Raw genomic sequence first — 19258 nt, forward strand, 5'->3', positions numbered from 1 at the left:
ATTTCGACGTTTTGAAGGATCAGCCGAGTTGGCCGAGCACCGGAAAGCGTTCCAGTAGCCAGTAGGATGCCGTCTGGATGCCGCCGGTCAAAAACAGCACGCCGGCCACGACCAGCAAACCGCCGATCACCTTCTCGACCTTGCCGAGATGGACACGGAACTTGGAGAGGAAGCGCATGAAGGCGCCGGAGAACATCGCCGCGATCAGGAACGGAATGCCGAGCCCGAGCGAATAGACGGCGAGCAGCAATGCGCCCTCGCCCACTGTTTCGCGGCCGCCGGCCAGGGTCAGGATCGGCCCCAGCACCGGCCCGATGCAGGGCGTCCAGCCAAAGGCGAAGGCGAGGCCCATGAGATAGGCGGCCAGATGGCTTGCCGGCTTGCCCTGCGACTGGAAGCGCGCCTCGCGCGACAGCATGGGAATGCGCAGCAAGCCGAGGAAGTTGAGGCCCATCAGGATGATCAGCACGCCGGCGGCCATGGCCAGCGGCTCCTGCCAGGTGCGCAGCAGCTGGCCGATGGTCGAGGCACCCGCGCCGAGCGCCACGAACACTGTGGTGAAGCCGAGCACAAAGGAACCGGAAGCCGCCATCAAGGCGCCGCGCGCCCTGGAAACCGTGGCGACGCCGCCGTCGGCCTTGAAATCGTCGACCGAAACGCCGGCCATGTAGCAGAGGTAGGGCGGCACCAGCGGCAGGACACAGGGCGACAGGAACGACAGGGCGCCTGCCCCCAATGCGCTGAGATAACCGATGTCCAGTACCATGCCATGCTGCTCCGCGGATCTTCCGGCGCCGCATATAGCGGGCCCATGTGCTCCGCACCAATCACCATTCCGTGGCTGCGCCGGGGCGTGCCGAAGCCGCCCCGGCGCCGACCGTCGATTACTCGTGGATGGTGTATTCGCCGAGTTCGCAGAGATTCTGCTTGTCTTCGGTGGTGTCGAGATCCGAGCTTTCCTCGAACTCGAAGCGCATGTCGTATTCGCAGGTGCGGCGGCCGTCGGCGATGGTGATCTGCATCGACTCGCCGGGCGCCAGCGTGTCACGGCCGAAAATGTCGTCTTCCCACTGGTCGACGCCCACCGGCGAAGCATAGAAATTCGTCAGGACCGACGACGTGCCATTCTTGAGCGTGAAAACAAGATCCTCCGCCTGTGCCGCGGCAGGAAGGGCCGACACTGCCAGGACTGACGCAAAGACGAGTTTCAAAACGGTATGCATTATGTATTTCCATATAGATGCGTGCCCGGTATTGGGCGCCACGGTCTAGCAGCGGCATATGCCGCCAGCAACATCATCGCCGGGTAATATTCCCCCGCCAGGCCGACCGCCGGCGCCTGTCCCGGGCGGCACATTTGACAGGCTGTTTGCAGCGCTGTTTTTCCGGTTGACCCGCCCCGGCACTCTCCCTATGTTCCGCCGCAATTTCCGGGTCGCCACGCGGCCTTCGGGAGCGCGTAGCTCAGCCGGTAGAGCAACTGACTTTTAATCAGTAGGTCCAGGGTTCGAATCCCTGCGCGCTCACCAACTTCCGACCCAGACATATTGGTGTTTCGCACGTAGCCACGCTGGCCGTCGCCGCGCCCTTACGATCGACGGAGGCCATCCCTCCCCACCTCAACGCGTCAATCATTCGGCCACCGCAAGGCTGCTGATCTCCACCACCAGCTTGCGCCGAAGCGCGTCGGCGTAGTCGCCGACGGAATCGGGGCTGACCACGAAGGCGCCGGGCCCGCCGATGACATTCTTCGCAAAATAGTCGGTGAGGTCCTCGGCCACGCCACGCGTATGAGCGGGCATGGCGATGGCATTGATGGTGTAGCCGTTCCGGAGCGCCCGCAATCGGCTGAAAGCGACCGGTAGGCCATCGTTGTTGGTGCCGTTGGCGGAGATGTCGATGACTTTCCTCTCGGCATGCCCGGGATAGCGCTCGAAAAGAATGCCGCTCAGGTCGATGGCGAACGAAATCGAGGTGCTGCAGTTCCTGATGCAGCCGCGGCCGCTGTCGCCGTCGCGACGGATGATCGCAGCCGCAGCCTGCGCGTCACCGTGGCTGCAGATCGCCGTCCACGGCAGGACGGTGCGGACGTGGCCCGGCCCGGCCCATTCGAAATAGGTGATGGCGATGCATCCCAGGGAACCGCCTCTTGCAATGGCCGCGATCACCTCCGGCGCGACCAGGGCGTCTGCATGGCCCTGGCGTTGCATGTCCGCCGTCGCAGCATCGATCGATGCCGACACATCGACGGCGAAGACGATGGCCGTATCGACATTGGTGGCATAGGCAGGACACGCCGAGGCGGCGAGAACCGCAGTCAGTCTGGCAAGCAATGCGCCCACAAGCTCCACTCCTACGCATGGAATGGCCCCTCGGACCGGCCTGGCCCGAGAGGCGATCCTGGTTGATGTGTCGGTTGCGCGTCAGCTTCCAGATTTCTTTTTCAGTTCGGCAACGGTCCTCGATACCTTGTCCCCGGAACTCATTTTCTTGAGCTCGGTGTCATAATATCCGTATTTCTTGTCTTTTTCGCCGCTCCAGAATGTCATGTATTTCTTGCCGACCCGATACCAGGCCCAGCAATCCCCACCAGTATTGGAGGTTCCGTCCTTGACCGATGTCCGCTTGAGCTTGCCGCATACCTCGTTGCCGTTGACGGTCCATTTGCCCTCTCCAAACCAGCTCGTGTCCTTGCCATGTATGAGAAAGGTGCTGTCCGGAGCGAAATAGGCACGGGCCCTGCTCCAATTGGCCGACTTGCCCGAATAGAGTTGGCGCACCTCCGAAGCGGTCAGCGGGACCGCGTCCTTGGGCAGTTCCTCCGCCCAGCCGACGAGAGGCATCAGCGCAACCACGAAGGCAGACAGTCCGATGATGGTCCTGCTCATGGGAACCTCCTGTGAAGGCCCCAAGGATCGACCACCGCAGCGGCATCTGAAACACCCGAATGGGTTACGTCATAGGCGAGGTACCGGCCATGTTGGCTGTCAATGCCACCAGCTCGCCCTGCCGGTGCGTTCCGGTCTTGGCGAAGATCATCTTCATGTGCGCACGCACAGTCTCCTTGGAAAGATGGAGACTGTCGGCGATCGCTCCCGGCCCGGCGCCGGTTGCCAGCAGCACCGCGACCCGCGTCTCTGCCGGCGTCAGGCTGAATGCGCCGCGCAGCTGATCCGAAGTCGTGCGCGGGCGATCCTCGAAATTCTTGACGATGACGATGGCGCTGGTCGACTGGAACACATCGCCGATGATCCCCGCCGTCGGCAATGCCTCCACCAGCAACGGCCGCCGCGTATCGCGCCTGACGGCCACGGCATGGCTTGCATCAAGGCTCGAAGGACGGCGATTGGTGATCGCCTGGTGCACCAGCTTGCGCAGTTCCAGTTCGCTCGCATGGTCGGCCGCCCTCAGCCGGCGCCCGGAAAGATGCAAGCCGTCACCGAGAATCCGCTCCGCGATGCTGTTGTGGCTGAGAACATTGCCGACGCTGTCCAGCAGGAAGGCTGCGCAAGACAGTGCGTCCAGGGTCGCCAGCGCGGTTCGCCCCTGCGCCAGCGCCATGGTTTCCGACAGCGATATCATCCGGCGAAAATGCGGGGCGATCCGGGCAAGGGCCTTCGAATCCTCGGTCGTGAAGTGGCCCTGCCCCTTGGCACGCAGCATCGGCACCGCCCACAGGCCGCCATGCACCTTGAGGCCCACCATGGCGAAGCCCGGGAAGCCGAACGCCATGTAGAGTTCGTTGTAGTGGCGAAGCCGGCGACGTTCCTCGTCGGTGGCCAGGTCATGCTCGGTGACGACGGTGCGGCCGGCGCGCAGCAGCGGCATGCCGCGCTCGGCCCGGTAATGCCCGAGATACCAGTGATTTTTGACGTATTCGCAAAGCAAGTCGCCATAGTCGCGGGAACTCGGCATCGCCCCGAATTCACGGGCAGGGTTGCGCGGGTCGTTGCTGCTTGCGTCCGGATTTCCGGGGTAGAACATCATGCAGGCAGCGTTCAACGAGCGCGCGAGGCCGTGCAGCGTGTCGGTCCACCTCGTGGGGTCGAACACTGCTTCGTAGCAGGCATCGATGTCGCGTTCGATGCGGTTGTCCAGCATCATGCCGGACCCCCTCTCGCTCTCCGGGCCTCCTCAAGCCGCAAAGCCAAGGTAGCATAGGCAGCCTCCCCACTACAGTGCGATTGCAGCCGGCAAGCATGATTCCGTGCCGATATTGGCCTGCTGTAGCGGCAAATCACCGGCAAACGGTCACTATTTCCAGATGATGCGCGGCACCGGGCGCTGCTGGCGGCCAGATGTCTGCCGAGGAACATTTGCCCGTTGGCGCCGTTTACCCCTACAAGCGGACGCCACCTACGAGGAGACCATCATGAAGAAAGTTATGTCAGGCTTGATGGCGACGGCCATTGCCGCGTCATTTGCGATCGCCTCGGCGATGCCGGTTGCCGCCGCTCCCGCCTACTATCCCAAGGCGCCGCTGGCCGACACCGCCATCCAGCAGGTCCAGTACGACAACTACTGGAAGAAGCGTCGCGCCATGCGCGTCGAACGCAGCGACAGCGGCAGCCACTTCCGTACGCCGCGTCGCGGTTTCTACAGGGACCGTGGCGATGTCGTCTATTTCAACGGCCATCGCGGCTACCGCGACTACAGGCCGGGCTATCGTCGCCACAACGACTTCTGGTTCCCGGCCGGTGCCTTCATCGCCGGAGCGATCATCGGTGGCGCCATCGCCAACCAGCCGCGCCCCCGCTACGTCCAGCCGAGCCGCTACGGCAACGCGCACGTCCAGTGGTGCTACGACCGCTACCGCTCCTATCGCGCTTCGGACAACACGTTCCAGCCCTACAATGGGCCGCGCCAGCAGTGCTATTCGCCTTACTGATCGAGGCGTTTCACGCGAATGGAACCCGCGCTCACAAGGGCGCGGGTTTTTTCGTTTCGACGAGCTGGACGTCGGATTCCGCGCAGATCTTGCGAATGCTCGGAATGTCGCAATGGTCGGTGATGAACGTGTCCATCTGCGACAGGTGCGCAATGCGCACCGGCGCCGTGCGCTCGAACTTCGTCCGGTCGGACACCAGGATGACGTGGCGGGCATTGGCGATGATGGCCTGCGCCACCTTCACCTCGCGGAAATCGAAGTCCAGCAGCGCGCCGTCATGGTCGATCGCCGAAGCGCCGATGACTGCGTAGTCGACCTTGAACTGGCGGATGAAATCGACCGCGGCTTCGCCGACGATACCGCCGTCCGAACCGCGTACCACCCCGCCCGCGATCACCACCTCCATGTCGGGATATACGCGCATCCTGTTGGCAACGTTGATGTTGTTGGTGATTACCATCAGGCCCTTGTGGTCGAGCAGGGCCTTGCCCACGGCTTCGGTGGTGGTGCCGATGTTGACGAACAGCGAGGCGTTGTCGGGAATGATGCGCGCCGCCGCCTGGCCGATCGCGTCCTTTTCGTCGGCCGCGATCTTGCGCCGCGCCTCGTATTCCAGGTTTTCGATACCCGAGGGAAACAGCGCCCCGCCATGGATACGGCTCAACAGGCGCTGGTCGCAGAGGTCGTTCAGATCCTTTCGGATGGTCTGCGGCGTGACCTGGAAATGGGCCGCGAGATCGTCGACCAGCACGCGGCCATTGTCCTTGGCAAGCTGGATGATTTCCGACTGGCGCGGCGAAAGATACATTTCGGCATTCCCCTCAGTTCGTTTTGACGAAGGATAGGGGAAAACGAAAGCAGTGAAAAGGCGCTTTGAAAGCAGAAGCGAAGCGCCCGCGCCGGTCGATGACGTATTCAGATGCTTGCGCGGGCAATCTCGGTGATCACCTCGAATGCGCAGTCGACATCGGCCTCAAGTGCCTCGAACTGCCCGGCCTGGAAGCGGATGACCGCGCGTCCGTCGAGGCGCGTCTGGGTCAGGTAGATACGGCCGTCGCGATTGATGCGCTCGACAAGATCGAGATTGTGCTGGTCGAGATCGGCTGCACCGGCTGGAATGTGGCGGAACGAGAACAGCGACAACATCGGCTCGCTGCTGATCTCGAAACCGGGCTCGCGCCGCAGCCGTTCGGCCAGCTTTTCGCTCCAGGCGACATGGTTGCGGATCATCGTCCGCAGGCCTTCCAGCCCATGCGCACGCAGCAGGAACCACAGTTTCAGCGCCCGGAAACGGCGGCCGAGCGGCACCGACCATTCGGAATAGTTGATGATGCCGTCATGGCCGTGCGTCTTGAGATAGTCCGGCCGTATGGCCAGCGTCCTGACCAGGCTTTCGGGGTCGCGGATGAACTGGATCGAGCAGTCGAACTGCGCGCCGAGCCATTTGTGCGGGTTGAAGACGATCGAATCGGCGCCTTCGACGCCCGCCCAGAAATGGCGGAACTCGGGACAGATCATCGCCGAACCGGCCCAGGCCGCATCGACATGGAGGTAGAGACCCTCACGCTCGGCAATCCTGGCGACCGCTGCGATATCGTCGGTGGCGCCGACACTGGTGCCGCCGACGCAGGCGATGATCCCCGCCGGCAGCATGCCCGCGGCGCGGTCCTCGGCAATCGCCCGTTCGAGCGCTTCCGCCGCCATGCCGCGGTTGCGGCCGGCGGTCGGAATGCGCACCAGGTTGTCCTCGCCAATGCCCGAAACCCAGATGGCGCGATCGATCGAGGTATGCACCTGGTCGGAGCTGTAGATGCGCAACCTCGGCTGGCCGGAAAGCCCTGCCTTGTTGCCCTGCCAGGCGAGCGCCCGTTCGCGCATCGTCAGCACGGCGCCAAGCGTTGCCTGCGATGCGGAATCCTGGATCACCCCGGCGAAACCATCGGGCAGGCCAAGCGCCTGGCGCATCCAGTCGACCACGCGGGTCTCCAGCTCGGTCGCCGCCGGCGAGGTCTGCCAGAGCATGCATTGCGCCGCCATGGCGCTGACCAGGTATTCCGCCACCACCGAAACGGGCGCGGCGTTGGCCGGGAAATAGGCGAAGAAGCGCGGATGCTGCCAGTGCGTCATGCCGGGAAGGATGGTCGCCTCGAAATCGGCGAAGATGGCCTCCATCGGTTCGGCTTGCTCGGGCGGACTGGCCGCCACCGCGCCGAAGATGCTGCCCGGCTCGACATCCGGCCGCACCGGGCGATCGCGCAAGCCGGCGCGATAGTCCACGCCCCACTCCGCCGCCTTCACCGACCAGTGATGAAACTCGTTGCTCTCCATGGTCGTCCTCCGATGGCAATGGCAGTGCTGGCCGGCTATTCGGTGAAATCGGGCAGGCTCTGGAATGCCGCCTTCAGCGCGTCGGACCAGCCGTCCGAAACGCTCCTGTAGTAGGGATCGTCGGCGCCGATCCGCCTTTTCAGGCCGATCTTGAGGCTGTCCGTCTCATAGAAGGCGAGATCGAGCGGCAAGCCGACCGAGAGATTGGATTTGAGCGTCGAATCGAACGACACCATCAGGAGCTTCACCGTCTCGGCAAAGCTCATCTTGCGGTCGTAGGCGCGCACGATGATCGGCTTGCCGTATTTGGTCTCGCCGATCTGGAAAAACGGCGTGTCGTCGCTGCATTCGATGAAGTTGCCTTCCGGATAGATCATGAACAGCCTGGGTTCGCTGCCCTTGATCTGGCCGCCGAGGATGAACGAGGCGTTGAACGCCGAATCCGCCGTCTGCCCGGCAGGTGCCGACTGGGCGATCACCTCCTTGACCGTGTCGCCGACCAGCCGCGCGATCTGGAACATCGACGGCGCTTCGAGCAGCGTCGGGGCGCGATCGGCCACCGCCTTGGTCCGCTCGTCAAGCAGGCTGACCACGGCTTGTGTGGTGGCCAGGTTGCCGGCAGACATCAGCACGACCACGCGCTCGCCCGGCTGCTCCCAGATGCGCATCTTGCGGAAGGTCGATATGCTGTCGACGCCCGCATTGGTGCGCGTGTCCGACATGAACACCAGTCCGCGATCAATCTTCAGGCCAACGCAATAAGTCATCGATTCCGGTCCGCTTGCACGCCGGATTACTGCTCTACAGTGATGTGGACTGCAAGCCGTTCCTGCGCCTGGCCGATCAGGATGCCCGAAATCGGCATCGCCTCGCGATAGTCCCGCCCCACCGCGACGCGCACATAACGCTCGTCGGGCGAAATACCGTTGGCGGCATCGAAGCCGACCCAGCCGAGCCCGTCGACGAAGGCCTCCGCCCAGGCATGGCTCGCCACCTGTTCGACGGTGTCGTTCATCATCAGGTAGCCGCTGACATAGCGCGCCGGGAAACCGGCCAGCCGGGCGCAGGCGGCAAACACATGCGCATGGTCCTGGCAGACTCCGGTACCCTTGTTCAGCGCCTGCTCGCCGGTGGTCTGCGTGTCGGTCGTGCCCGGCACGTAGGCGATACGCATCTGGATCTCGGCCATCAGCCGGTGCAGCCGCTCCAGGTCGCCGCCCTCGCCCATGCCGGCGGCAAGCTGGCGGATCGACGCGCCCGGCGCCGTCAGCGGCGTCTCATGCTGGAAAAGCCACAGCGGCGCAAAACCGCGGTGCGGCCCGGACACGCCTGCCACATCGTTGGTGTCGACCTCGCCTTCGGCGACGACACGGATCGTATGCGGTTCACCGTCGATGCTGAGCAGCCGCGTGTCGTTGCCGAACTGGTCGAGGAACCGCACCTCCTCGCGCGCGCCCTCGACGCGCACCGACCAGGTCAGCACGGTCTGCGCCGGCCCGCTGACCGGCCACAGCCGCAACCGCTGCAAGCCATAGCGGATCGGCTCGTCGTAGTTGTATTCCGTGCGGTGGGTGACCTTGAGCCGCATTGGCGTGTCCGCTCAGTAGAAGCCGAAATCCTGGGCAACCTGGTCGCCCAGCCGGTTGTTGTCGGTGATGAAATCGGCCAGGAATTCGTGCAGGCCGGTTTCGAAGATGTCCTTGATCTCGGTGCCGCGCAGCCTGGCATAAATCCGTTCTGCTATGTCCTGCGCCGGGTGGCGCGCGCCATAATCCTCGCCGAGAAATTTCAGATGCTCGGCCAGGAAACGATAGCTGAAAGTCAGTGAGCGCGGCATGCGCACGTTGAGGATCAGGTATTCGGCGATGTTGGTCGGCTTGTATTCCGCTTCATAGACCCAGCGGTACGACCGGTGCGCCGCCACCGAACGCAGGATCGATTCCCACTGGTAGTTGTCGAGCGACGAGCCCACCCACGAAACCGATGGCAGCAGAACGTAATATTTGACGTCGAGGATGCGCGCCGTGTTGTCGGCGCGCTCGACATAGGTGCCGAGCTGGGCGAAATCGAAGATCTCGTTGCGCAGCATCGTGCCGTAGAACGATCCGCGGATCAGCGCGGTTTCGCGCTTGATGGCGTCGAGCACGCCGGGCAATTCGCGCTGGTCGATAGGCTGCGCCAGCATGCGCTTCAGCGACATCCAGGCTTCGTTGATGCTCTCCCAGGTTTCGCGCGTCAGCGCCGTGCGCACCATGCGGGCATTGTTGCGCGCCGTCTCGATCGCCGCCACAGCACTCGACGGGTTCGACATGTCGCGTAACAGGAAGTCGGCGACGTTCTCCGCCGTATAGTCGCTGTGCTTGGCGGCGAACGACGTAGCTGCTCCCGCCGACAGCAGCACCGACTTCCACTCCTCCGACGCGTCCTGGCTGCGGGTCAGCGCTATGCGCAACCCGGCATCGATCAGCCGCGCCATGTTCTCGGTCCGCTCGATATAGCGGTTCATCCAGTAGAGGCCGTTGGCGGTGCGTCCGAGGAGCATGTCAGAGTGACCTGAGCGAATAGGGAATGGCGAATAGCGAATAGTGAGCGTTCATCATGATTTTTGCTGCAGGCTCCTGATCATGGAACGCACCATCCTGCCTATTTCGTCAGTTTGTTCGAGCAACTTCGTAGCCTCGACTTCGCGCATCAATCCAACTCGGCCGCTCAAGATCAGATGTGTTTCCAACTCTTTGAGCGAGCCTTGGGCCACCCTAAGAAACTGGACGAACGATCCTGTGCTCTCTCGACCATGTCCTTCCGCAATATTCGCTGCAATCGAGGTAGCGGATCGCCTGATTTGCGAGGTCATCCCGTAAGCTTCGCTGGTCGGAAACGCCTTGGTGGCAGAATAGCAATCCACCGCCAGCTCAACCGACGCTCTCCAAACAAGCAGATCCTTGTACGAGTTGATCGTCGCCAGCATTTCCCCCTATTCGCTACTCCCTATTCGCTATTCGCTATTCGCTTCCTCAATCATCCAGCACCCACGTATCCTTCGTTCCCCCGCCTTGAGAGGAGTTCACAACCAGCGATCCCTCCTTCAGCGCAACCCGCGTCAAACCGCCCGGCACGATGCGGATCCGGTCCGACACCAGCACGAACGGCCTGAGGTCGACATGGCGCGGCGCCAGCCCTTTTTCGGTCAGGATCGGGCAGGTCGACAGCGACAGCGTCGGCTGGGCGATGTAGTTCGACGGCCTGGCCGCGAGCTTCTTGGAAAAGTCCTCGCGTTCCTTCTTGCTCGCGGCCGGGCCGACCAGCATGCCGTAGCCGCCGGAGCCGTGCACTTCCTTGACCACCAGTTCGGCAAGATGCTCCTGGACGTATTTCAGGCTGTCTGGCTCCGAGCAGCGCCAGGTGGGGATGTTGCCGAGGATCGGCTTGCGGCCGGTGTAGAACTCGATGATCTCGGGCATGTAGGAATAGATCGCCTTGTCGTCGGCGATGCCGGTGCCCGGCGCATTGGCAATGGTGATGTTGCCGGCACGATAGACGTCCATGATGCCCGGCACGCCGAGCGCCGAATCCGGCTTGAAGGTCAGCGGATCGAGATAGGCGTCGTCGACCCGGCGATAAAGCACGTCGATCTGCTTGTAGCCCTCGGTCGTGCGCATCGCCACGCGCCCGTCGACGACGCGCAGATCCTGCCCCTCGACAAGCTGCACGCCCATCTGGTCTGCCAGGAAAGCGTGCTCGAAATAGGCCGAGTTGAAGCTGCCCGGCGTCAGCACGGCGATCGTCGGCGCGCCGCTCACCCCGTTGGGCCGCACCGCGGCCAGCGACTGCCTGAGCAACTGCGGATAGTTCTCGACCGGGTGCACCTTGATGCGCTGGAACAGCTCGGGAAAGAGCTGCAGCATCGTCTCGCGGTTCTCCAGCATGTAGGAGACCCCCGACGGCGTGCGCGCATTGTCCTCGAGCACGTAGAACTCGTTCTCGGAGATGCGCACGATGTCGACGCCGATGATGTGGGTGTAGACGCCGGCCGGCGGCCTGACCCCGATCATCTCCGGCAGGAAGGCTTCGTTGGTGGCGATCAGTTCGCGCGGCACACGGCCTGCGCGCAGGATCTCCTGGCGGTGGTAGATGTCGTCGAGGAAGGCGTTGAGCGCCTGGACGCGCTGCTCGATGCCCTGCGTCAGCCTGCGCCACTCATTGCCTGAAATGATGCGCGGCACGATGTCGAACGGGATCAGCCGCTCGGAGGCTTCCTGCTCGCCATAGACGGCGAAGGTGATGCCGGTCTTGCGGAACACCCGCTCGGCATCGCGCATCTTCTCGGTCAGTCGTGCAGGATCCTGGTTTTTCAGCCAGCCGTCATAGGCTTCGTAGGGTCTTCGCAAACCGGCTTCTGCCGGGAGCATTTCGTCGAAGGCGACCAATGGCAAACTCCCCTCTGCGATCAGTGAAATGACCTCGGGGGAGAAAATCAAGCGCAATCGCCGGTTTCAGGCGCAGCCGGCTTCATATTCGGGAGATTGCCCATCATTTTGGCAAGATGCAGGGAATTTGGGCGCATCCCTGCCCGCTTGTGCGCCGTGCGCCCAATCGGACGCACAAAGAACGCTCTCGCAATTCAGTTTGCGCATCGTGGCTTGCGGAAATCGATTCCGATTTGCGGGCCGCTGTGCGAGCGCTCAGAACGCGCGGAAGGTCACCGTCGTGAACGTGTCCTTGATGTTGCCGATGGCATGGACCCGCTCGTTGACGAAGTGGCCGATGTCTTCCTCGTCATCGACATAGAACTTCACCAGCAGGTCGTAGTTGCCGGCCGTCGAATAGACCTCCGAGGCGATCTCGGCGTCGGCGAGCGCGCTCGCCACCTCGTAGGCCTTGCCGAGTTCGCATTTGATCTGCACGAAAAAGGTCTTCATCGCACCGTCCGTTTCGGCCTGCCATCGTTGCCGGTCTTGTCGCAGAACGGGCCTGCGCTTTCAAGCCGGTGCCTGGGCGTCCTATCTCTGCAAAATCTCTGGCCGGCTGTCTGAAACCGCATAGGGCGCGCCTGCGTATGATACAATGTCATCGTGGCGCTGGCCAATGCCGCCACCGAACGGGAGAGGCCACCATGCGCCATGCCGCCATCGTCTTCGCCGCTTGGCTCTGCGCCATTCCCGCGCTTGCCGGCGATGCCGAGGTCAAGGCGGCACAGGGCAGCATTTCGGGCCAGCTCCAGGCCTTCCGCGCCGGCGACAATGCCACGGCCTACGGCTACGCCGCCCCGAACGTGAAGCGCATCTTCCCTACCCTCGATGCCTTCATGGGCATGGTGACGGGTGGCTACAAGCCGGTCCACAGGCCGCAGAGCTTCGATTTCGGCAAATCCCGGGAAATGAGTTCGAGCGCCATCGCCCAGCAAGTGCTCATCGTCGGGCCCGACGGCAAGGACTACGAGGCCGTCTACACGCTTGAACTGCAGCCCGACGGCGTCTGGCGCATCACCGGCGTCAGCCTTCGCGCGGCGAACTCGCTGAGCACCTGACTCAAGCAATTACACCTTGCCGGCCTCTGGACCGGAGAGAACCGGCCATCGGAAGCAGCAGTACCGGCTTGCCGGCGCCGCATCCGCATCATTTCGGCCGGCGCGCCTCGAAGCTGATCGAGCCGCAGCCCTTGGTCGGCGCCTGTCCGTAGCGATAGTCGGCCGAGGCAACGACATCGGTGAAACCCGCCTCGCGCAGCGCCATGGCGAACTCCTCGACGCCCCACCAGCGCAGGCTGAACAGCTCCATCTCCGTGTCGGCGAGCTTGGTGCCCTTCCACAGCTCGTAGCGCAGATGCGTCACCGTCGTCTGCGCGACGTAGTCGGTGGAGCCACGCGTGTCCGTCAGCGTCAGCAGGTCGCCGTCGCCGGTTGTCCAACTGCGCACCCGGCCGCCCTCGCCCAAGAAACCTTCGATCACGTCGAGGTCGATCATCAGCCTGCCCTCGGGTTCGAGATGCTCGAAGAACCGCCGCAGGGCAGACCTTGCCGCTGCCATGTCGGTAATCAGCTGGAACGACCCCAGCGGCACGACGATCGCGGCAAAACGTCGTTCATGCGAGAAATCCTCGAATGTCCCGCGGCTCACACGCGCGACGTCGAGCGAGCGCTCCGCGCAAACCGCGCGGCAATAGTCGAGCATTTCCTCGGAGGGATCGAAGCCCCAGATATCGAAACCAGCCTCGAGCATCGGCACGAAGAACCGGCCATTGCCGACGGCTGGCTCCAGCACCGGCCCCGAACCGGCAAGACGTTCGAGATAATACTCAACGTCACCGAAAGAACGACCGACCGGCTTGTCGAGATTGTAGACCCAGGAGGCAAGCGTACCGTATCTGTTGTTCATGCAGGTACCTGGCTGATCTTTGAGAGTCACCGCGACCTTCCCAGGGTCAGGCATCAGAGCGCCATAGGACGGACTGGCTCGACGCGTCCAGTCTCCAATTCTTCCCGTTGGGAGCTTTGCCCCGGGCCTGTGGCACCGAGGTCACGCCGCGTACCTACGGCGTCTGACGGCTCGCGCCGGCAAAAAACGGCGCGGCGATTTCCGTCCGCCGAAGGTTCAGCGGCCACAGGCTGGGTACCATTGTCAGCAGACCTGCGGGCGCGCCTTGCCGGCTGCGGACGAACGATGGAAACCAGGCGCTGCACCAACAGAATCGGATCAGGCTGCAGCCATGCTCAAGGTCATCGCCCAGGACTTCATCAAGGCGGAATTCATCGACGCCGTCATGCCGCTCTATGCCGAGCTGGTGGAGAAAACCCGGCAGGAGGAGCTGTGCATCGCCTACGACCTCTTCATCGACCAGAAGGACTTCGGACATTTCGTCTTCGTCGAGGAATGGCCCGATCGTGCGGCGCTGGACGCCCATTGCCGGTCCGAGCACTTTGTCCGCCTGGTGCCCCTGATCAACCGGCATCAGCGCCAGGAGCCGACCTTCATCCTGATGGAGCCGTTCGCCGCCTGACTCGGCGTGGCGGCTGGCGTCACCGTGCCGGGTGCACCGGCAGGTCGCCCCGCGCCCAGCCCTCGCTGATCTCGGCGGTGCGGTCGGCTAAGCGACCGGCTTCGATCGAGGCGCGGATCTCGCTCATCAGCTGCTGGTAGTAGGACAAATTGTTCCAGGTCAGCAGCATCGCGCCGAGCGACTCGCCCGACTTGATGAGATGATGCAGATAGGCGCGGCTGTAGTCGCGCGCGGCCGGGCAATCGCTTTCCTCGTCCAGCGGGCGCGGGTCGTCGGCGTGCCGGGCGTTGCGCAAATTGACCTTGCCGCGGCGGGTATAGGCGAGGCCATGGCGGCCGGCGCGGGTCGGCATCACGCAGTCGAACATGTCTATGCCGCGCGCCACCGACTTGACGATATCGTCGGGCGTTCCGACGCCCATCAGGTAGCGCGGCTTGTCCTGCGGCAGCTCCGGACAGGTGATGTCGAGCATGTCGAGCATCACTTCCTGCGGCTCGCCGACGGCAAGTCCGCCCACAGCGTAGCCCTTGAGGTCGAGCGCCTTCAACGCCTGCGCCGAGCGCACCCGCATGTCGGGAATGTCGCCACCCTGCACGATGCCGAACATCGCCTTGCCCGGCTGGTCGCCGAACGCCGTCTTGCAGCGCTCGGCCCAGCGCAGCGACAGTTCCATGGCGCGCTGGATTTCCTTCGGCGTCGACGGCAGCGCCGTGCATTCGTCGAGCTGCATCTGGATGTCGGAATCGAGCAGGCCCTGGATCTCGATCGAGCGCTCCGGCGACATCTCGTAGGGCGCACCGTCGATATGCGAGCGGAAGGTCACGCCCTTCTCGCTGAGCTTGCGCAGCTTCGACAGCGACATCACCTGGAAACCGCCGGAATCGGTCAGGATCGGATGCGGCCAGCGGGCGAAATCGTGCAGGCCGCCGAGCCTGGCCACGCGCTCGGCACCGGGCCTGAGCATCAGATGATAGGTATTGCCCAGGATGATGTCGGCGCCGACGCCGCGCACCTGGTCCATGTACATCGCCTTGACCGTGCCGCCGGTGCCGACAGGCATGAAGGCCGGCGTGCGGATCGTGCCGCGCGGCATGGTGATCTCGCCGCGGCGCGCCTTGCCGTCGGTCGCAAGCAGCTTGAAGGTGAACTCTGAACTCATCGGTCGTCCCTGAACAGCAGGCTGGCGTCGCCATAGGAATAGAAGCGGTAGCCGTCCGCGATCGCATGCGCGTAGACGCCCTGCATCCTGTCGAGCCCGCAAAAGGCCGAAACCAGCATGAACAAAGTCGAGCGCGGCAGGTGGAAATTGGTCATCAGCGCGTCGACGAACTTGAAGCGGTAGCCGGGCGTGATGAAGATGTCGGTCGGCCCGGACCATGCGGCGATCGTGCCGTCCGCGCGCGCCGCACTTTCCATCAGCCTAAGCGAAGTGGTGCCGACTGCAACGATGCGGCTACCGCGCGCCCTTGCGGCATTCAGCGCGGCTGCGGTCTCGCCCGATACATGGCCGATCTCGGAGTGCATCTTGTGCTCGGCCGTGTCGTCGGCCTTCACCGGCAGGAAGGTGCCGGCACCGACATGCAGCGTCACGAATTGCTGTTCGATGCCCTTGGCCGCGAGTGCCGCAAACAGATCCGGCGTGAAATGCAGCCCGGCGGTAGGGGCTGCAACCGCGCCCTCCTCCCGGGCATAGACCGTCTGGTAGTCGCGCCGGTCGCGCTCGTCGTCGGCGCGCTTGGAGGCGATGTAGGGCGGCAACGGAATGTGGCCGACCGCATGCAGCGCCTCATCCAGCGCCGGGCCCGACACGTCGAACGCCAGCAGCGCCTCGCCCGCCTCGCCCTTCTCGATCACCGTCGCGTCAAGCTGGCCCAGCATGCAGGTCTCGGCATCGTGGCCGAACTGGATGCGGTCGCCGACGGCGACCCGCTTGCCCGGGCGCATGAAGGCGAGCCAGCGGTCGGGCGCGGTGCGCATGTGCAGCGTCGCATCGACATGCGCCACCGCCTCGCCGCGCACCCTGCGGCCCTTCAGCTGCGCCGGGATGACGCGCGTGTCGTTGAGCACCAGCACATCGCCCGGCTCGAGCAGCGACGGCAGGTCGCCAACCCTGAGGCCGGCGAATTCCTCGCTTGGGCGAACGACCAGCATGCGCGCGGAATCGCGCGGTTCGGCCGGGCGCAGCGCGATCCGCTCTTCGGGCAGCTCGAAATCGAAAAGATCTACACGCAAGTTAGTCAGCCATTGTCGTCGTCAGTGAGTTGATCATTGCCCTAACTGACGTTGGCTGAAATTCATACTAAAAGTCATTGAGCTGGTGGTCCGTCAGTTTGATTGCCGCCCCCCACACCGCAACCAACTGCCCCCGTTCTGACATAACCACATCTCTCACGCGTCCGAACGCACGGTCATGGTTGTGTCTGATGGCATCCGCCGCAGCAACAGTCGCCGGAAGATGCTGGTCGAAAGCCTCGATCATCCGATCACTGGTTTTAGCCCCAACCACCGCTTTCATCTCCAAGCAGCCCAGGAATTTTCGGATGTTGTAGGCCGCCATCAGTGCGTCGGTGTAGAACGGGTAGCTAAGTCGACGTTCTTGATCCGACGGTTGCCTTCTATCTACCCGCGCCAGAATCGTTTCATGCAATGAAACGCAGGCTGCAGAAGCAAAGGCTAGGCCACGAAATTCCGAGTTCAAATGATCAGCAAGCGCGTAAGCGCGGCGTTGATTGAACCTCAGGATAAGAACTTGAATTTCATCAAGAATTAGCGCTTCGCATTCGAACGCTTGTTCGATTGCGGTCCGCCAATCCTCCGACATCAGTAGATACGGATCATCATTGCCCCGGCGAGCAGCAGCATGGCGCCGACGATGCGGCCCATGGAGATTTCGCGGACCGCGACGCCGAGATAGCCGGCCCGGTCGACCAGCATGCCGGCAAGCAGCTGGCCGGCGACAAGGAAAGCCATCAGCGCCGCCGTGCCGATCCTGGGGACCAGCAGCACCGAACTGGTGACGTAGAACGCCCCGAGGCAGCCACCGGCGATGAACAGCCAGGGTGCCGGAGCGCGCCAGTCCACGGCCACGCCCTCGGCACGCGCCACAAGGAGCGCGATCGCGCCCAGCACGATCGCTCCGACCAGGAACGAAATGGCAGCCGCCGCCACGGGCATTCCCAGCCCGCGCGCCAGCTGCGCATTCACAGGTGCCTGAATGGCAACGAAGGCGCCCGCCAGAACGCCGAGAAGCGACCAGAGAACGCCAGCCATTGCCTGTTATTCCGCGACGTCCGCGGCAACCTTCAGCGACACGATCTTGTCGGGATCCTGCACCGGCTCGCCGCGCTTGATCTTGTCGACATTGTCCATGCCTTCGATGACCTGGCCCCACACCGTGTACTGGCGGTTGAGGAAGCCGGCGTCCTCGAAGCAGATGAAGAACTGCGAATTGGCCGAGTTCGGGTTCTGCGAACGCGCCATCGAGCAGGTGCCGCGGCCGTGGTTCATGTTGGAGAACTCGGCCTTCAGGTCCGGCTTGTCCGAGCCGCCCATGCCGGCGCGGCCGGGATTGAAGTCCTTGCCGCCCGACTTGCCGAACTTGACGTCGCCGGTCTGGGCCATGAAGCCGTCGATGACGCGGTGGAACACGACGCCGTCATAGGCGCCTTCGCGCGCCAGTTCCTTGATCCGGCCGACATGGCCGGGAGCAAGGTCAGGGAACAGTTCGATGACCACGTTGCCCTTGGTGGTTTCCATGATCAGCGCGTTTTCGCGATCCTTGATCTCGGCCATGGTGAAATTCCTTCTTTGCGTTTTGGATTACTTGGCGTCCGCAGCGATGCGGACCTTGATCATGCTGTCGGGGTCGCTGACGACGCCGTTTGCGGCGGCATCGCCCTTCTTGATGCCGTCGACCAGTTCCATGCCGCTCTCGACATCGCCGACGATGGTGTACTGGCCGTCCAGCGAGGAGGCGGTGTCGAACATGATGAAGAACTGCGAATTCGCCGAATTCGGATCCTGCGCACGCGCCATGCCGACGACGCCGCGCTTGAAGTTCTCCTTGGAGAATTCGGCCGGCAGGTCGGGCAGCTTCGAGCCGCCGGTGCCGGCGCGGTCGCCGCTGTAGCCGTCCTTCGTGTCGCCGAACTCGACGTCGCCGGTCTGCGCCATGAAGCCGTCGATGACACGGTGGAACGCGACATTGTCATAGGCGCCTTCGCGCACCAGCTTCTTGATCTGCTCGACATGCTTGGGTGCGAGGTCGGGGCGCAGCGCCACCGTCACGTCGCCGCCCTTCAGCGTGATGATCATCGTGTTCTCGGGCTCGGCGGCCAGTGCAGCGGCCGAGCCTGCAAGCAGGCCGGCGAGGACGACGAAGGACGAGGCAAGCTTTTTGAGCTGCATGGTTCGATACTCCGGAATTATTTCGCGAATTTTGCCGTGAGCGCGCCAGCGACCGCCGCCGGCACGAACGGGCGGATGTCGCCGCCCATCGAGGCTATCTGGCGGACAAGTGTGGCGGTAATCGTGCGGACCGAAGGGCTTGCCGGCAGGAAAACCGTCTGCAGCTCCGGTGCCATGGTCTCGTTCATGCCCGCCATCTGCATCTCATAGTCGAGATCGGTGCCGTCGCGCAGGCCGCGGATCATGATCGAGGCGCCTTCCTTGCGCGCCGCGTCGATCACCAGCCCGTCGAAGGCGACGACCTTGATGCGAGCTCCGTCCTTGCCGAACTCGGCCTTCGTCGCTTCCTCGATCAGCGCCACCCGCTCCTCGAACGAGAACAGCGGCTTCTTGCCAGGATGGATGCCGATGGCGGCATAGACGACGTCGGCCACGGCCAGCGACGCCTTGAGCACGTCGAGATGGCCGTTGGTCAGCGGGTCGAACGACCCGGCATAGATGGCGATGCGATCAGTCATGCGCTGCTTCTAGAACATCGGCGCCAAAGGTGGAAGCGCACATCGGCGGTGCGCGGCGCCTTAGGCCGAATGGTTTACGAGATGAATGCCCGATGAATGGCAATCTCAGGATCCGTTCAAG

The 19258-nt window shown here is 63.5% G+C and carries 24 protein-coding genes and 1 tRNA gene; 4 read left to right on the forward strand and 21 right to left on the reverse strand.

Annotation, left to right across the window (positions count from 1 at the left end; genetic code table 11):
* Nucleotides 1–19 precede the first annotated feature (19 nt).
* Complete coding sequence (locus tag ASC75_RS14690; RefSeq protein ID WP_055976721.1) at nucleotides 20–766, reverse strand: cytochrome c biogenesis CcdA family protein; 747 nt, start codon at nucleotides 764–766, stop codon at nucleotides 20–22.
* A gap of 118 nt (nucleotides 767–884) precedes the next feature.
* Nucleotides 885–1223 (reverse strand): hypothetical protein, encoded by a 339-nt coding sequence (locus tag ASC75_RS14695; RefSeq protein ID WP_055976726.1) that lies wholly within the window; start codon nucleotides 1221–1223, stop codon nucleotides 885–887.
* Nucleotides 1224–1453: 230 nt separating this feature from the next.
* Here ASC75_RS14695 and ASC75_RS14700 point away from each other — a divergent pair.
* Nucleotides 1454–1529 (forward strand) — tRNA-Lys (locus tag ASC75_RS14700).
* 102 nt (nucleotides 1530–1631) lie between these two features.
* On the opposite strand, the gene ASC75_RS14705 is transcribed toward ASC75_RS14700, so the two are convergent.
* The 3 genes from ASC75_RS14705 to ASC75_RS14715 form a co-directional block, all read right to left on the reverse strand.
* Complete coding sequence (locus ASC75_RS14705; protein ID WP_244487845.1) at nucleotides 1632–2342, reverse strand: DUF1194 domain-containing protein; 711 nt, start codon at nucleotides 2340–2342, stop codon at nucleotides 1632–1634.
* An 81-nt stretch (nucleotides 2343–2423) separates the two neighbouring features.
* Nucleotides 2424–2888, reverse strand: coding sequence for a DUF995 domain-containing protein (locus ASC75_RS14710; RefSeq protein ID WP_055976729.1), 465 nt, complete (start codon nucleotides 2886–2888; stop codon nucleotides 2424–2426).
* A 64-nt stretch (nucleotides 2889–2952) separates the two neighbouring features.
* Entirely contained in the window at nucleotides 2953–4104 is a 1152-nt protein-coding gene (locus ASC75_RS14715; RefSeq protein ID WP_055976732.1) for a helix-turn-helix transcriptional regulator, read from the reverse strand.
* Nucleotides 4105–4372: 268 nt separating this feature from the next.
* On the opposite strand from ASC75_RS14715, the gene ASC75_RS14720 reads away from it, so the two are divergent.
* Nucleotides 4373–4888: a BA14K family protein gene (locus tag ASC75_RS14720; RefSeq protein ID WP_055976734.1), complete on the forward strand. Its 516-nt coding sequence runs from the start codon at nucleotides 4373–4375 to the stop codon at nucleotides 4886–4888.
* Nucleotides 4889–4919: 31 nt separating this feature from the next.
* On the opposite strand, the gene ASC75_RS14725 is transcribed toward ASC75_RS14720, so the two are convergent.
* The 8 genes from ASC75_RS14725 to ASC75_RS14760 all read right to left on the reverse strand — a co-directional run bounded on the left by ASC75_RS14725 (nucleotide 4920) and on the right by ASC75_RS14760 (nucleotide 12135).
* Nucleotides 4920–5696, reverse strand: a complete 777-nt coding sequence (locus ASC75_RS14725) for a DeoR/GlpR family DNA-binding transcription regulator (protein ID WP_055976737.1) — start codon at nucleotides 5694–5696, stop codon at nucleotides 4920–4922.
* Between the two features lie 107 nt (nucleotides 5697–5803).
* A complete protein-coding gene (locus tag ASC75_RS14730; RefSeq protein ID WP_055976740.1) occupies nucleotides 5804–7216 on the reverse strand; it encodes a pyridoxal-dependent decarboxylase in 1413 nt (470 codons plus the stop codon).
* Nucleotides 7217–7251: 35 nt separating this feature from the next.
* Nucleotides 7252–7983 (reverse strand): proteasome-type protease, encoded by a 732-nt coding sequence (locus tag ASC75_RS14735; RefSeq protein ID WP_055976743.1) that lies wholly within the window; start codon nucleotides 7981–7983, stop codon nucleotides 7252–7254.
* Between the two features lie 26 nt (nucleotides 7984–8009).
* Nucleotides 8010–8804, reverse strand: coding sequence for a transglutaminase family protein (locus tag ASC75_RS14740; protein ID WP_055976746.1), 795 nt, complete (start codon nucleotides 8802–8804; stop codon nucleotides 8010–8012).
* A gap of 12 nt (nucleotides 8805–8816) precedes the next feature.
* On the reverse strand, nucleotides 8817–9758 hold the full coding sequence (locus ASC75_RS14745; protein WP_055976751.1) for an alpha-E domain-containing protein: 942 nt from the start codon (nucleotides 9756–9758) through the stop codon (nucleotides 8817–8819).
* 54 nt (nucleotides 9759–9812) lie between these two features.
* Complete coding sequence (locus tag ASC75_RS14750; protein WP_055976752.1) at nucleotides 9813–10184, reverse strand: four helix bundle protein; 372 nt, start codon at nucleotides 10182–10184, stop codon at nucleotides 9813–9815.
* Between the two features lie 46 nt (nucleotides 10185–10230).
* Nucleotides 10231–11643: a circularly permuted type 2 ATP-grasp protein gene (locus ASC75_RS14755; RefSeq protein WP_055976755.1), complete on the reverse strand. Its 1413-nt coding sequence runs from the start codon at nucleotides 11641–11643 to the stop codon at nucleotides 10231–10233.
* A 255-nt stretch (nucleotides 11644–11898) separates the two neighbouring features.
* The gene (locus ASC75_RS14760) at nucleotides 11899–12135 is read right to left on the reverse strand and encodes an Lrp/AsnC family transcriptional regulator (RefSeq protein WP_055976758.1); all 237 of its coding nucleotides are present in this window, start codon (nucleotides 12133–12135) and stop codon (nucleotides 11899–11901) included.
* A 194-nt stretch (nucleotides 12136–12329) separates the two neighbouring features.
* On the opposite strand from ASC75_RS14760, the gene ASC75_RS14765 reads away from it, so the two are divergent.
* Nucleotides 12330–12743 carry a DUF4864 domain-containing protein gene (locus tag ASC75_RS14765; protein WP_055976762.1) on the forward strand — a complete coding sequence of 138 codons (414 nt, stop codon included), beginning with the start codon at nucleotides 12330–12332 and terminating at the stop codon, nucleotides 12741–12743.
* An 88-nt stretch (nucleotides 12744–12831) separates the two neighbouring features.
* Here the strand turns inward: ASC75_RS14765 and ASC75_RS14770 are convergent, their stop codons facing one another.
* Nucleotides 12832–13590: a class I SAM-dependent methyltransferase gene (locus tag ASC75_RS14770; RefSeq protein ID WP_055976765.1), complete on the reverse strand. Its 759-nt coding sequence runs from the start codon at nucleotides 13588–13590 to the stop codon at nucleotides 12832–12834.
* A 331-nt stretch (nucleotides 13591–13921) separates the two neighbouring features.
* Here ASC75_RS14770 and ASC75_RS14775 point away from each other — a divergent pair, with 331 nt between their 5' ends.
* Complete coding sequence (locus ASC75_RS14775) at nucleotides 13922–14212, forward strand: putative quinol monooxygenase (protein ID WP_055976767.1); 291 nt, start codon at nucleotides 13922–13924, stop codon at nucleotides 14210–14212.
* 19 nt (nucleotides 14213–14231) lie between these two features.
* On the opposite strand, the gene tgt is transcribed toward ASC75_RS14775, so the two are convergent.
* The 7 genes from tgt to coaD all read right to left on the reverse strand — a co-directional run bounded on the left by tgt (nucleotide 14232) and on the right by coaD (nucleotide 19137).
* The gene (gene tgt, locus ASC75_RS14780; RefSeq protein ID WP_055976770.1) at nucleotides 14232–15371 is read right to left on the reverse strand and encodes a tRNA guanosine(34) transglycosylase Tgt; all 1140 of its coding nucleotides are present in this window, start codon (nucleotides 15369–15371) and stop codon (nucleotides 14232–14234) included.
* The gene (gene queA, locus ASC75_RS14785) at nucleotides 15368–16444 is read right to left on the reverse strand and encodes a tRNA preQ1(34) S-adenosylmethionine ribosyltransferase-isomerase QueA (RefSeq protein ID WP_055976773.1); all 1077 of its coding nucleotides are present in this window, start codon (nucleotides 16442–16444) and stop codon (nucleotides 15368–15370) included. Before queA ends, tgt begins: the two co-directional genes overlap by 4 nt.
* Before the next feature lie 67 nt (nucleotides 16445–16511).
* Complete coding sequence (locus ASC75_RS14790; protein ID WP_055976777.1) at nucleotides 16512–17033, reverse strand: hypothetical protein; 522 nt, start codon at nucleotides 17031–17033, stop codon at nucleotides 16512–16514.
* Nucleotides 17033–17482 (reverse strand): DMT family transporter, encoded by a 450-nt coding sequence (locus tag ASC75_RS14795; protein WP_055976780.1) that lies wholly within the window; start codon nucleotides 17480–17482, stop codon nucleotides 17033–17035. Before ASC75_RS14795 ends, ASC75_RS14790 begins: the two co-directional genes overlap by 1 nt.
* Nucleotides 17483–17488: 6 nt before the next feature.
* Nucleotides 17489–18004, reverse strand: a complete 516-nt coding sequence (locus tag ASC75_RS14800; protein WP_055976783.1) for a peptidylprolyl isomerase — start codon at nucleotides 18002–18004, stop codon at nucleotides 17489–17491.
* A gap of 27 nt (nucleotides 18005–18031) precedes the next feature.
* Nucleotides 18032–18619: a peptidylprolyl isomerase gene (locus ASC75_RS14805; RefSeq protein ID WP_055976784.1), complete on the reverse strand. Its 588-nt coding sequence runs from the start codon at nucleotides 18617–18619 to the stop codon at nucleotides 18032–18034.
* Between the two features lie 17 nt (nucleotides 18620–18636).
* Nucleotides 18637–19137, reverse strand: a complete 501-nt coding sequence (coaD, locus tag ASC75_RS14810; protein ID WP_055976787.1) for a pantetheine-phosphate adenylyltransferase — start codon at nucleotides 19135–19137, stop codon at nucleotides 18637–18639.
* Between the last annotated feature and the right edge of the window lie 121 nt (nucleotides 19138–19258).

This window comes from Aminobacter sp. DSM 101952 (genome assembly GCF_001424795.1).
GTDB classification, from domain to species: domain Bacteria; phylum Pseudomonadota; class Alphaproteobacteria; order Rhizobiales; family Rhizobiaceae; genus Aminobacter; species Aminobacter aganoensis.